Genomic DNA, 13,029 nt, shown 5'->3' with positions numbered 1-13,029 from the left:
ATGAACGAATATCTCGTTGAACTGATGAACCTTCGCGTTTCGTTTGGCAGGGGTGACAGCCGCACCGAAGTGCTTAAAGGGGTCGACATTGCTGTGAAGCGGGGAGAGATCCTCGGCATCATCGGAGAATCCGGGTCCGGCAAGACAATGACCGGTCTTGCCCTGCTGCGCCTTCTACCGCAAACCGCCACCGCCATTGCCGAGAAAATGAGCTTTGAAGGCAATGATCTGCAATCAATGCCGGACAGTCAATTCGACACCCTGCGCGGCGTCAGCATGGCGATGGTCTTTCAAGACCCCGTGGGCAGCTTCAATCCATGCAAGACCATCGGCTGGCATTTTGAGCATGTATTGCGGCGTACCGGCATAAAGCACGGCTTCCAATCCGAGGCTGTGCGCCTTCTAAACGATGTCGGAGTGAAACGCGCACAGGAAACGGTCACGCTCTATCCCCACCAATTGAGTGGCGGCATGCTGCAACGCGCTCTGATAGCACTGGTCGCGGCCTTGAAACCGCACCTCATCGTCGCCGATGAGCCCACTACGAACCTCGACAAGATTGTCGAGAAGCAAGTGCTGGATCTGTTCCTCGAAATGCAGCGCAAGCTTGATGCCAGCGTCATCTTTGTCACGCACGATATGCCGATTGCGGCATCCTTCTGCCACCGGGTTGCGGTAATGAACAAGGGAGAGCTTGTCGAGGCCGGGCCGACTGAACAGGTGTTCCGCAAACCGCAACACCCCTATACGCGCCGTCTGATCGATACAGCGCTTGAGCTTGCCGGCGCCAATGGCCGCCCCAAGGCCAGCCCCGCCCAGCGCATGTTGCTTGAAAAACAGGCCGGTGAAACACCGCTCTTCAAGGTGCGCGGCCTCAGTGTCTCCTTTCCCCAATCGGGTGGGCATAGCCTGTTTAAGGCCATCGACAGGGTAAGTTTCGATGTGCGTCCGGGGGAAATCCTGGGGCTTCTCGGGGAGTCCGGTTCGGGCAAGACAACACTCGGGCGCACGCTGCTCAGGCTCTACACTCCGATGGAGGGGTCGATAGAATACCAGGGCCGCGACATTACGAATATGGCGGAAAGCCGATTGCGCGGCTTTCGGCGCGAGATGCAAATGATCTTTCAAGATCCCGGCGGCAGCTTCAATCCACGCAAGACCATGGGTGCCTCGTTGCGTGAGGCGCTGGTAGCGGCAGGTATATCCAAGCCCGATATTTCTGACCGGATCGTCACGCTTCTGGAGCGTGTCGGCCTGCAGGCACTTCATGCTGATCGCTATGCGCATGAGATGTCCGGCGGACAACTCCAGCGTGTAGCGATCGCCCGCGCCATTGCGCTCAATCCCAAGGTAATCATCGCTGACGAAGCCGTGTCGAAGCTGGACGTATCCGTACGCGCCGGCGTCCTCAATTTGCTGGCGGATGTACAGAGGGAACTTGGAATGTCGATGATCTTCATCACCCATGACCTCGATGTGGCGCGTTATATCTGCGACCGTATCGCGGTGATGTATCACGGCAGGTTACTGGAGATCGGCCCCACCGAGGACGTCTTCACCAATCCGGCTACCGAATATACTCGCAGCCTTTTGGCCGCCCATCATGACCTGTCCCAACTGATCGGTGCCTGACCCGTGACCCACAACAGCTCCCCCTTCGTCGCCTATATAGACTGCTCCGATCTGATGTATGAGATGCTCAGTCTCGAATGGCCCGACCATGCCAGAAACATGAAAGTCTATCTCGGCGATATGCCGGCATCGGAGATAGCCGAATTCTGCCAGGATGCCACTGTTATCTGGAACGGTCACACCATGATGACCGCACCGCTTCTGTCACAATTGCCGCGACTGAAGCGTATATTGTTTCTGGGCAGTGGTCCGCAAAGCTATATCGACATGGAGTATTGCGCCAAGGCAGGTATCGTCGTCGACAGGGTAGCCAGATATGGCGACCGCGCAGTGGCGGAGCACGCGCTGGCTCTGATGCTGGCATCTGCGCGCAGGGTGGCGGACATGGACCGGGCGCTGCGTATCGGAATATGGGATCCATTGGAAGGTATGGAACTGGGCGAGCGGCGGCTGGGGCTGATAGGCGGCGGCGGCATCGCCCGCAGCCTCGCGGGCATGGCTCGGGCCCTCGACATGAAAGTATCAATCTGGAACCGTTCGCCGCTGCCTGCGGAATGGGCTGACTGCGCAACAGAGCTGGATGATCTGCTTTCCGGCAGCGACTTCATCTCGCTGCACCTGTCGTTAAATCCCCAGACGCATGGCTTTCTATCGGCGGCGCATATCGCCCGTATGCGCCCCGGAGCGATCCTGATAAACACCGCACGGGCTGGTCTCATTGATACAAGCGCTCTAATCGCGGCGCTAAAATCCGGTCATTTACGTCATGCCGGGCTGGATGTGTTCGAAATGGAGCCGCTTCCCCCCGATGACCCGCTGCTTTCAGCACCCAATCTCACTATGACCAGCCATGCCGGTTTCAAGACCCGTGAAGCCACTCAGCGTCTGATGCGTCAGGCCATAGAAACAACCCGAAATCGATAGGTAGCGGGTCCGAAAGGGCCAATGAACGAAGAAGGAGGAAATCCATGGCGGAAACCACACCCTGCAACCTGCTCCATCAAAATCTTGCAAATGGCCTGCGTTTGACGATGCGCAATGCCGCAACAGGCGTAGCATTGGTTACAACCCGCGATGCTGCCGGTGATTATCATGGTCTGGCTGTCACCACCGCGAACTCCCTGTCGATGTCTCCTCCTTCCATGATGTTCGCGATCAATCACACCGCGTCGGCCGCCCCGGTTCTGGAACAGACGGGGTTATTTTGTGTGAACATTCTGAGCATAGCGCACGAGCCAATCCTGCGATTGTTCTCAAGTTCCAAAACGCGGGCAGAGCGTTTCCGAAGCCCTCTCTGGCACGAAGGCCCGAGGGGCCTGCCCTGGCTTGAAGGCTGTCTCTCCTCCGTCTTCTGTGAGCGCGACGCTGTACATGAATATGGCAGCCATCTCGTGTATTTTGGAAAGATCATTGACATCTTTCAGGTTGAAGACAACCCGTGCCCTGTCCCTCTCATATGGCAACAAGGCACAGCCATGCCTCTCCAGACCAACCGCTAAAACGGCTCGCAAGGCCCGCTTCCTGAAACCCGCATGCCGATGGGGTCGGCCGGTACGGTATAATTTCCCGCCGGCACAAAGCGCCGACGGGACCATTTTGATCTGACTGTTTGTTTTTACCGCGCATCTTGTCCGAAAACCGTTTCACACTTTTCGGGATGCGCTCTAAATTACATTCAGCGCGACAATCCCGATACCGATCGCGGCGTATAGAACTGTTCCATCTCGGCGATTTCTTCCTTGGTCAAGGAAATATCGAGGGCCGCGACGGCATCCGTAATATGATGCGGCTTTGTTGCCCCTATGATCGGCGCGGTGATGCCCGGTCGGCTCGAAGTCCATGCCAAAGCGATCTGTGCCATGGGCACATCACGGTTCTTGGCAATACGCGCGACCACTTCGATAATCTTCTCGTCCTCGTCCAGATAAAGGCTTTTGGCGAATGGATCGTGGCGGCTGCGGTCGCTATCCGTCGTGATCTTGGTCAGTCGACCACGAGCAAGCGGGCTCCACGGAATGACAGCAACACCCTGATCCTGACAAAGCGGAATGATTTCGCGCTCTTCCTCGCGGTAAAGCAGATTGTAATGCGGCTGCATGCTGACGAAATGCGCCCAGCCATTGAGTTTCGACGTATAAAGCGCCTTGGAAAACTGCCAGGCATACATGGATGACGCACCGATATAACGCACCTTGCCCGCGCGAATGAGGTCATCAAGCGTTTGCAGTGTCTCTTCGATCGGCGTTTCCGGATCCCAGCGATGGATCTGATAAAGATCGATATAATCCGTGCCCAGACGCTTCAGGCTGGCATCGCAGGCCGCAATCAGTGCCTTGCGTGACAGGCCCTGCCGATTGGGGCCGCCTTTGCCGACAGGAAAATGTACCTTTGTAGCGATCACGACATCATCGCGCGAAGCATGCTCCTTGAGCAACTGGCCGACGACCTCTTCGCTGGCACCCGCAGAATAAGCATTCGCAGTATCGAAAAAATTGATGCCCGCTTCGATTGCCTGCCGGATGAAAGGGCGCGCATCGTCAAGGCCAAGCGCCCAATCATGCGTACCGGCTTTGGGGTCTCCGTAGGTCATGCATCCGAGTGCCAGACGCGAGATTTTCAAGCCGCTTTTACCGAGATTTACGTAATTCATCTGTCATATAACCTATCTTTGTTGAGGTGGAATTCTTCAAGCGGGCATGCACAGCCGTGCAGCGTCATAAATGGCGGCATGGATGTTGCGTCCGGCCACGGCGTCACCAATACGGAACAACTGAAATCGCCCGTTCTCGTTACGCCTGAGGCCTTGAGGCTTGATGTCGATGAAGGCCTGGAGATCAAGCTCTCCAAGATTGACCGAATAGGGGATCAGGCCGAAATAGAGATCGTCATTGGGCAGCGTGCCATGTTCAACCACGACATGGTCAACAATGCGGGTGCGCGCCGACTGGGAATATTCGTTTACAAGATGCGCCGCCAGCCTTCCGCCTTCGCGGGTGACACCATGAAGACGCCAGCCCAAACTCACCTGTACGCCATGGTCGGCGAACATGCGCAGATAGCCGGGCGACGTCAGGGGGCCGACTTCAGGTGCAATAACACGCGCAGGCGTAACATATTCGACTTTCGCTCCACCATTGACCAGCGTTTCCGTCGCATCCAGCCCCGCATGACCACCCATATTGTCGAATACCAGCACATCGCCCGACTTCGGCCTGTCGGTCATTACCTCCCATGTGTCGGCGACGAGGTCTTCGCCCTGTTTTAAAAAGCTGCGGTCAGGCAGTCCGCCGGTGGCGACGATGACAATATCCGGCCGTTCGGCCAGCACGTCATCGACCTCGGCATAGACACCGCAGTGTATATCAACGCCAAGAATTTCCGCTTCGGCCAATCGCCAATCCACTATCCCGATAAGATCGCGGCGGCGTTTCGATTTGGCTGCTATGACGATCTGCCCGCCCGGCTGTTTATTCGCTTCAAAAAGCGTGACCTTGTGCCCGCGCTCGGCCAGCACTCTTGCGGCTTCCAACCCGGCGGGACCGCCGCCAACAACGACCGCGCGGCGTCCCGGAGTGGCGCTTCTGGGGATTATGTGTGGAAGCACGCCCTCGCGCCCGGTGGAAGGGTTGTGAATACATTTTGAATCGCCCGTTCTATGCAGGGCATCCAGGCAATAGGTAGCGCCAACGCAGGGCCGGATACGATCAGCGAGGCCCGTTGCGACCTTATTGACGATATGCGGATCGGCCATCATCGCTCGTGTCATGCCGACAAGATCCAGAAGCCCCTCGCCGACCGCATGGCGAGCGGTCGCCACATCATTGATGCGGGCGGCATGCATGATGGGCAGATCGAGAGCCTTCTTCACTTTGCCGGCAAAATCGAGGAAAGGCGCCGAAGGCGTGCCCATCGGCGGAATGACCCGGGCCAGCCCCTCATCGGTGCCAATCGTGCCTTTGATGACCGACAGAAAGTCGATCCCGTCACTGGCAAGAACCCGAACGGCGTTCAGTCCCTCTTCCAGCCCGACACCCTCGGGATCATCCTCATCAATCGCAGCGCGCAGGCCCACGATAAAGTCGGGTCCGACGGCTTTGCGGATCGCCTGAACCACAGCACGGGGAAAAGCGAGCCGCTTTTCCGCAGAACCGCCCCAGCGGTCGGTACGCTTATTGGTCAGCGGCGATAAAAACCCGTCGAAAAGATGACCGTAGCATTCGATCTCGATTCCATCCAACCCGGCTTCCCTGCAACGCAGTGCCGCCGCAGCGTAATCGGCGATGATGCGTTCGAGGTCCCAGTCCTCGGCAATTTTCGGCGTAGCACGATGGAATGGCTCGGGGATCGCCGATGCGGAAAGTGCGGGCAGCCAGTCGCCTGCATAATGGCTTGTACGCCTGCCCAGATGCGTGATTTGCAGCATGAGCGCCGCACCCTCGGCATGCACATCATCAGCCACCTTACGCAGCCAGCCCTCGATTTCCGGCCTGTGCAGAACGAGATTGCTGCCGAATGACGACGGACTATCGCGCGACACCATGGAAGTGCCGATCATCGTAAGCCCTACCCCGCCTTTGGCCTTCTCGACATGATAAAGGCGATAACGGTCCTTTGGCATGCCCTGTTCGCCATAGGCGGGCTCATGCGAGGTGCTGACAATCCGGTTGCGCAATGTCAGGTTCTTTAGCTGAAAGGGTTGCAGTAGCGGGTCCTGTGACATGTTCATTCTTTCCTGACGGCAACTAATGACGAAGGACTGCGGGCAGATATGTCGTCAGCGCCGGAAACAGGATTACGGCCAGCGTAACGAGGATCAAACCCACCAGAAAGGGAAGGAAGGCGCGGGTAAATTCCCCAAGCCTGCAACCGGTGATCGCGCAGACGGTGAAGGAAATGGTTCCGACCGGAGGCGTGATTCCGCCGATGGTGAAAACCAGCACCAGCATCAGCCCCAGCTGCACTGCCGGAATACCCAGCGCTTCGCCGATCGGCGCAAGAACCGGGATGAGGATAATCATCAAGGACAATGACTCCAGCACCATTCCCAAAATAAGCAGCGCGCCGGCAACCATCAGCATGAAGATGATCGGAGAGACGGAAGCTGCATCCAGCACGGCTTTCATCTGCCGGGGAATTTGCTCATAGGAAACCACCAGCCCGAAAGCGCCCGAAGCGGCGATGATAAGCATGATCATCGCCGTCGTCAGCGAAGCCTCGCGCAAGATCGGCATGAGAGAGCCCCAGCTGATTTCGCGATAAACGAACATCGCAATGAACAGCGAATATACGACTGACACAGCGGCCAGCTCGGTCGGGGTGAATACCCCTGCCCGAAGTCCCACCAGAAGCAGCACAGGCATCATCAGGGCAAAGAAGGAATGTTTCGCCGCCGCGCCAATCTCGACCAGGGATGCCCGGCGGCGGGAAGGCGCATAACCGTTGCGGATCGACATGATATGCACGGTCACCATCATGACGACCAGCATGACCGCCGCGACGCCCAGCCCCGCTATGAACAGGTCACCAATGGAGACGTCGGCCAGCACGCCATAGATCACCAGGCTGATCGAGGGCGGCAGGATGGGAGAAAAGACGGAAGAGGTTGCGGTCAGCGCACTGGCGAAGCCATTGGAATAGCCCTTGCGACGCATGATAGGCACAAGAACCTTGCTGTCTATTGCCGCATCGGCGCTTGCCGAGCCGGACATGCCGCCGATCAGCACGCTGTTCATGACATTGACCTGTGCGAGGCCGCCACGCAAATGCCCGACCAGCACATCGGCAAAGCCAATCAGACGTTCGGCGATACCACCGCGCGCCATGATCGTCCCTGTAAGGACGAAGAACGGCACGGCAAGGAGCGGGAAGGAAGCGAGCGCTGTAACCATGCGCTGCACCACGATAATATCCAGCGCGGGAGTGACCGTGAAATAGACCAGGCACGCTGCAAGCAACGCGAATGCAATCGGCAACCCGATGGCGATAAGCCCGACGATCAGCAATATCAGCAATGCGATAGTCATGCCAACTCTCCCTTGCCCTGTTCCAGATCGTCAAGCTCTCCCAGACTTTCCGGTTCGGCGGTGTAGTCGCCATCACATGCGCCGCGCAGGGACGTGTATAGATGCAGAACCACGTGAAACAGCATTCCCAGCACGCCGACCAGCACTGCTATCGCCAATATGCGGCGCGACAGGCCCGTAGCCGGGAGCAGCGAGAAATTGGTGCGTATGACGAATTTCCATGCTTGCCATCCGACAAGCACCAGCGTTCCGGCTATGATGAGATTATTCAGGCTATCGAGGAGCGCGCGCCCGCGTGCAGCCAGCCTGTCCCGCAAGACATGGACGGCGATGTGCCGCCTTCTGCGCATGATTGCGATGCTGGCAAGATAGACCTGCCAGACGAAACAGATTTCGGCTATCTCGGTCACACCGAGAATAGAATGCTTGAGAACGTACCGGGCAAATACTTCGGCGCTCAGAGCCGTGACCATGATCGCCAGAAGGATAGCCGGCAGGCTATCCTCCATGAAGAGGATGATGCGTTTCATGTGCTTTTCCGCTTGGGTTGAAACCAGCCCTCGCAAGAGGGGCCGATTCTGCCTTATTTTGCGGCGGTGCGTATCTGATCGACGAGATCAGCGGGCCAATCCTTGGAGCTGGTGTAAAAACCGGCTGCCGCAGCACGATAGGCGTCGATGTCGGCCTGATGCACCTCGACCCCCATTGCCTTCATGGCCTCGATATTGGCGTTGGTGCGCTCGGTATGGGTTTTTGCAGCCAGCTTTCCTGCCTCATTGAACTCTTCCAGAAGAATGGCACGGTATTCTTCAGGCAAGCGCAAGAAAGCATCCTCACCCATGGCGTAACCCAACCATGGGCGGATATGCCCCGTTCGGGTAAGATGCTTGGAAACTTCTCCCCACTTGGCGGCGAAAATGGCATTTGGAGACGATTCAGCGCCATTCACAACGCCCTGTTCGAGCGCTCCATAGGTTTCACCATATGTCAGATTGGTCGGGATCGCTCCGAGCGGCTTGAAGGTATGAAGCCATGCATCCAGAGGCGGAAGGCGAATTTTCATGCCGTTCAATGCGGCAGGGTCCGCAAAGGATCGATCACCGATAATATCGCGGGGCTCATCGAACCAATTCAATGCCAGAAGGCGCAAGTTGCCTTTCTTCGCAAGCTCCTCGGTCCACTCCTTGAACATGGGAGATTCAGCAAATTTTTGCGCCTGCTCTCCATTGTCAAAGAGGAACGGGCCCGAAAGAATCGAAAGAGTGGGAAACCCCTTTTCCGCCGCCCCCGAAGCATCGACGAAAACGATTATATCGCCGCCGGAAACAGCCTGCTCGACGACATCCGAGTTGGTTCCAAGCTCATTGCTGGGAAATATCTGAATATCCAGTCCGCCATTGGTTCGCTCACGAATTTTATCCGTGGTGGCGGTCAGCACTTCCTGCTCGACGGAGATCGGCGTGTAACCATGAGCAAGGCGGAGTTTGACTTTTTCCTGAGCGACGCTGCCTCCGGCAAGCATCGCCGAGAAGAAACATCCTGCCAGCAGGGCAGACGCCGATCGGCGCGTGAAACGTGAAATACCCATTATTATATTTTCCCCTTTGTTTTTTGATTTTTACATTTGGAGTGCGCGCATCATGAGATGCGCCTGAACCCGGTTCTCCTGTCCACGACTTCGTACGACCGCGGATTCAACGGCCGCGATACCATTTGAACGCAAGCTGTCGAGAAGCTCGATTACGGCTTCAGGCTGCCCGCTCTCCACAAGCTCGATAAGGTGACGATGTTCGGCAAAGACCGCTGCCCGATGCTCCGCATCGGAAGCAAAGATCAGCCGGTAATAAATGGTGCGCCAGCTATCGGTGTTATCCCACAGGTTGCGCAATATGCGCAGCAGGACCGGCTCACAGCAGGCTTCGAAAAGCGTGAAGTGGAAGGCCCGCGTTTTTGTTGCGACCGCTACCGTCTCATCCACCGGCAATTGTTGAAGATTGAGATGCTGTTGCTTCATGGCTCCCGCAAGAGCGGGACCGAGGCGACCCGCCGATGCAGCCTGCCGAACCGCTTCAGCCTCCAGCAACTGCCGAATGCGCTGGGTACTGTGCAATTGAGCCGCATCCATCCGCGCTACTGAATAGCCACTGTTTTTCTCGTAAACCACCAATCCTTCCGCTTCGAGAAGCCTCAGCCCTTCCCGAACAGGAATACGTGACACGCCCAATGCTTCAGCGATTTGTTCCTGTATCAGGCGACCTCCGGGAAGGATGTCGCCCGAGAGGATGGCCTTGCGCATATGATCCGCCACTCGCTGGCTTGCAGAAAACTTCGCCATTCCTGACATCCCGTATTTGAATACGATAATTGGATACACTCTATAAATCCAAAGTGGATGTCAAGCCTTCCTGCGAGAAGCAGTTCAGTTTTTACGGCAAGAAAAATTGATGGGGCTGCGTCAGGTGTCTGGTCCCGGCATATGATCCGGTCTCGTGCCTGTCCTATTCCTGCATCGTTGCAAGCAAAAAATGTTTACGCACCGCAGGAAGGATAATCGGATGGCTGAATACCCGGTTGAGCTTTTTACTGCAAGACCGGCAACTGTTCCCTTACTCCACCTTCATTACATATATCCAGCAGGATGGCCGACGATACTATCAAATACCAGTTCCATCTGATGCGCTACATTCAACAATCGTGCCTCGCAAAAATGCCGACCAACAAGTTGAAGACTCAAGGGAAGCCCATCTTTGGTTTTTCCATTTGGGATACTGATGGCAGGATGGCCGGTCACATTAAAAGGCGAAGCAAAACCAAGGGTTTCAAATAGGGACTCTGGTGGCTCGGCTCTCAGCACGCTTGCCGGCTCAGACATAGGAAGAGCCAAAATTTCTACCTGATTAAAAACTTTATTCATAGCGCGCTGTAACAGCCCGCGTAAGCGTTGCGCCTGAACGAGATCATCGGCTTGAAGCAAGGCACCCGCCACGATCCGGCCTCGAAGGTTGCTTCCCAAAAGTTCCGGTGAATGGCGTAAAACCGGGCCGTGCAACGAATAAAGATCTGATAAGGCGATTATTTTTTTAACAGCTTCAAATTCGTGTAATGGTGGGAGTTCCACTTCCTCCAGTTCAGCACCCAAACTGGCGAGTACTTTCATCGAGGCTTCGAAAGCGGATAAAACCGCCAAACTTACCGGAGAATCCTGAGTGAACCATTTCCACGGAACGCCTACCCGCAAACCTCTCGGGACCGCTTGTTCCAAGTAACCGATATATTGAACTCTCTCGCGGTTTACGCTGCCTGAATCGTAGACATCATAACCGGCTATGGCCTCTAAAACGATCGCCGCATCTTCAACCGTACCAGTGATCGGACCAATATGATCCTGCGAAAATGAGTTTGGAATACACCCTCCGCGACTCACGAGTCCGTAAGTTGGCTTCAATCCAACTACGCCACATACGGCAGCTGGTGTTCGGATCGATCCCCCCGTATCTGTACCTAAAGCAAAGGGGGTAAGCCTTGCGGCCACTGCTGCCGCAGACCCTGAAGAAGAACCGGATGGACTGCGGTTTAAATCCCATGGATTGCGAGCGGGGGGAAATAGAATATCCCATGATGGCCCCCCATGAGCAAACTCCCAGGTGGCCGTCTTACCCAACGGGACCGCACCAGCCTCGCAAAGTCTTTCGACCACAGTGCTGTTATGCTCAGCAATATGATTTGCACGGCTCCGGGATTGCCCGGTCGTAGGAACGCCTTTCAGATCAATAACATCTTTGATGCCAAACGGGATTCCGGTTAATGCGCCAGATTTTTCTGCGGCATGTTTAGCGGCATCAACCGCCAACTCCGCCGTAACAACCACGAAGCTGTGCAATGCTGGATCATGCTTTTCCAGTTTACTTAAATAAGCTTCAGTCAACTCACTCGCACTGACCTCTCTCTGAACAAGAAGTCGACGCAAGCTTGCAATCGAAAGAGTAGTAAGCTCTTGCATAATCATTCCATTTTGGGTGTTAGAGCGGTAAACACATTGGCAGGTTCATCTTGATCAGATAGCTGTCGGTCCACAATGTCGCACAGCTCAGCAACGTATGGCCAAACACGGATAAGATCATCGAGGTTTTCTTGGTGGCCCCCTAGTTTTGCAACAACTCTTTCAGTCAAAATTCGAGGTAATTCCATTTATGCCATCCAGTTGCTAATATAGTAATGCTTTGCCGCAATTGGTTCATAATATACCTATGACCATGACGTGTTCTTTCTGAACTCTCAATCGCACTGTCTCGTCACTGGAAGGGCGCGGACCGCCAAGCTTTTGAACTCTGATCAAACCATCGGGTGTATCAACAAAAAAATCGATCTGCGCTCCGGAAAATACAACATCAGTTACTCGGCCTATGAATATATCGTCCGCCACCGCCTCACTTGTGCAAAGATGGAGGTTTTCCGGGCGGATCATGATCCGAACGGTTTGTCCCACTTTCGCTTCCGTAAGAAGTGTCGCGGTTAAAGAGCGTCCAGACGACAGCTTAACGGAGGCTGTTTTTTCATTGATTTTCTCGACTTGTGCTTCGAATAGATTAGCCAGACCAACGAATTGAGCTACGAACTCGTTAGCAGGACGTTCATATAATTCGGTAGGGGCAGCAATTTGCTCAATACGACCATTGCGCATTACTGCCACACGGTCTCCCAGTGCAAATGCTTCTTCTTGACTATGAGTTACATAAATTCCAGTCAAAGCGGACCGCTGATGAATCCGACGAAGCTCAAATCGCATTGTTTCTCTCAGCGTAGCGTCCAAGTTCGACAGCGGCTCATCAAACAGTACAATTCGCGGCTGTGTAGCCAATGCCCGTGCGACAGAAACTCTTTGTTGTTGCCCGCCACTTAGTTCACTGGGCAAACGTTTCTCGAACCCAACCATTTCAACAAAGCTTAACATCTCACGGACTCGACGTGTGATGTCATCATTACTTACGTTACGCTTGCGCAGCCCATAGGCTATATTGTCGGTGACGGTCATGTGTGGCCAAAGAGCATAACTTTGAAATACCATTCCCATATCCCGACGTTCCGGGGGGACGGAATCCCCCCGAGACGCTATCACTGAGTTTCCAAGAACAATCTTCCCATCTGTAGGATGTTCAAGCCCACCAATCATGCGCAATGTTGTCGTCTTGCCGCAGCCGCTCGGCCCCAGCAGTGCAACCAGTTCGCCTTCTGCTAATTCAAGGTTGATGCCATCAACGGCCGAAAAGCTACCAAAGTCCTTACGGACATTTTCAAGACGCAGTGCGGTCATAGTTAGTTGTCTTTCTTCTATTCAGGTCAGTGTGGCGAATTTGAAATTCGCATCACCCTGGAA

At 55.2% G+C, this 13,029-nt stretch carries 11 protein-coding genes; 3 read left to right on the top strand and 8 right to left on the bottom strand.

What is annotated here, in order from left to right:
- Genes DKP76_RS04325 through DKP76_RS04315 form a run of 3 tightly spaced genes read left to right on the top strand, consistent with a single transcriptional unit; the run spans position 1 to position 3,131 of the window.
- Positions 1 to 1,632: a dipeptide ABC transporter ATP-binding protein gene (locus DKP76_RS04325; protein ID WP_109705237.1), complete on the top strand. Its 1,632-nt coding sequence runs from the start codon at positions 1 to 3 to the stop codon at positions 1,630 to 1,632.
- 3 nt (positions 1,633 to 1,635) lie between these two features.
- A complete protein-coding gene (locus DKP76_RS04320) occupies positions 1,636 to 2,556 on the top strand; it encodes a 2-hydroxyacid dehydrogenase (protein WP_146198901.1) in 921 nt (306 codons plus the stop codon).
- 44 nt (positions 2,557 to 2,600) lie between these two features.
- Entirely contained in the window at positions 2,601 to 3,131 is a 531-nt protein-coding gene (locus DKP76_RS04315) for a flavin reductase family protein (protein WP_109705235.1), read from the top strand.
- A 176-nt stretch (positions 3,132 to 3,307) separates the two neighbouring features.
- On the opposite strand, the gene DKP76_RS04305 is transcribed toward DKP76_RS04315, so the two are convergent.
- The 8 genes from DKP76_RS04305 to DKP76_RS04270 all read right to left on the bottom strand — a co-directional run bounded on the left by DKP76_RS04305 (position 3,308) and on the right by DKP76_RS04270 (position 12,966).
- On the bottom strand, positions 3,308 to 4,282 hold the full coding sequence (locus DKP76_RS04305; protein WP_109705233.1) for an aldo/keto reductase: 975 nt from the start codon (positions 4,280 to 4,282) through the stop codon (positions 3,308 to 3,310).
- A 36-nt stretch (positions 4,283 to 4,318) separates the two neighbouring features.
- The gene (locus DKP76_RS04300; RefSeq protein ID WP_109705232.1) at positions 4,319 to 6,358 is read right to left on the bottom strand and encodes an NADH:flavin oxidoreductase; all 2,040 of its coding nucleotides are present in this window, start codon (positions 6,356 to 6,358) and stop codon (positions 4,319 to 4,321) included.
- Positions 6,359 to 6,374: 16 nt separating this feature from the next.
- Entirely contained in the window at positions 6,375 to 7,655 is a 1,281-nt protein-coding gene (locus DKP76_RS04295; RefSeq protein WP_109705231.1) for a TRAP transporter large permease, read from the bottom strand.
- Entirely contained in the window at positions 7,652 to 8,185 is a 534-nt protein-coding gene (locus DKP76_RS04290; RefSeq protein WP_109705230.1) for a TRAP transporter small permease, read from the bottom strand. The genes DKP76_RS04295 and DKP76_RS04290 overlap by 4 nt, the downstream gene beginning before the upstream one ends.
- Before the next feature lie 53 nt (positions 8,186 to 8,238).
- A complete protein-coding gene (dctP, locus tag DKP76_RS04285) occupies positions 8,239 to 9,243 on the bottom strand; it encodes a TRAP transporter substrate-binding protein DctP (RefSeq protein WP_109705229.1) in 1,005 nt (334 codons plus the stop codon).
- A gap of 30 nt (positions 9,244 to 9,273) precedes the next feature.
- Positions 9,274 to 9,990 (bottom strand): GntR family transcriptional regulator, encoded by a 717-nt coding sequence (locus tag DKP76_RS04280; protein ID WP_158279408.1) that lies wholly within the window; start codon positions 9,988 to 9,990, stop codon positions 9,274 to 9,276.
- A gap of 285 nt (positions 9,991 to 10,275) precedes the next feature.
- Positions 10,276 to 11,655, bottom strand: coding sequence for an amidase (locus DKP76_RS04275; protein WP_158279407.1), 1,380 nt, complete (start codon positions 11,653 to 11,655; stop codon positions 10,276 to 10,278).
- A gap of 234 nt (positions 11,656 to 11,889) precedes the next feature.
- Complete coding sequence (locus DKP76_RS04270) at positions 11,890 to 12,966, bottom strand: ABC transporter ATP-binding protein (RefSeq protein ID WP_109705226.1); 1,077 nt, start codon at positions 12,964 to 12,966, stop codon at positions 11,890 to 11,892.
- Positions 12,967 to 13,029: the final 63 nt, after the last annotated feature.

Source organism: Falsochrobactrum shanghaiense, from assembly GCF_003149535.1.
Lineage (GTDB): Bacteria > Pseudomonadota > Alphaproteobacteria > Rhizobiales > Rhizobiaceae > Brucella > Brucella shanghaiense.
Note: the sequence above shows the minus strand (reverse complement) of the source record. Positions and strands in the feature narration are given on the sequence as shown.

Excerpts from the sequence above, each read along its gene's own strand:
- DKP76_RS04325 (WP_109705237.1), top strand. The coding sequence starts at position 1 with ATGAACGAATATCTCGTTGAACTGATGAACCTTCGCGTTTCGTTTGGC.
- DKP76_RS04300 (WP_109705232.1), bottom strand. The coding sequence starts at position 6,358 with ATGAACATGTCACAGGACCCGCTACTGCAACCCTTTCAGCTAAAGAAC.
- DKP76_RS04280 (WP_158279408.1), bottom strand. The coding sequence starts at position 9,990 with ATGGCGAAGTTTTCTGCAAGCCAGCGAGTGGCGGATCATATGCGCAAG.
- DKP76_RS04315 (WP_109705235.1), top strand. The coding sequence starts at position 2,601 with ATGGCGGAAACCACACCCTGCAACCTGCTCCATCAAAATCTTGCAAAT.
- dctP (WP_109705229.1), bottom strand. The coding sequence starts at position 9,243 with ATGGGTATTTCACGTTTCACGCGCCGATCGGCGTCTGCCCTGCTGGCA.
- DKP76_RS04295 (WP_109705231.1), bottom strand. The coding sequence starts at position 7,655 with ATGACTATCGCATTGCTGATATTGCTGATCGTCGGGCTTATCGCCATC.
- DKP76_RS04275 (WP_158279407.1), bottom strand. The coding sequence starts at position 11,655 with ATGCAAGAGCTTACTACTCTTTCGATTGCAAGCTTGCGTCGACTTCTT.
- DKP76_RS04290 (WP_109705230.1), bottom strand. The coding sequence starts at position 8,185 with ATGAAACGCATCATCCTCTTCATGGAGGATAGCCTGCCGGCTATCCTT.
- DKP76_RS04270 (WP_109705226.1), bottom strand. The coding sequence starts at position 12,966 with ATGACCGCACTGCGTCTTGAAAATGTCCGTAAGGACTTTGGTAGCTTT.
- DKP76_RS04305 (WP_109705233.1), bottom strand. The coding sequence starts at position 4,282 with ATGAATTACGTAAATCTCGGTAAAAGCGGCTTGAAAATCTCGCGTCTG.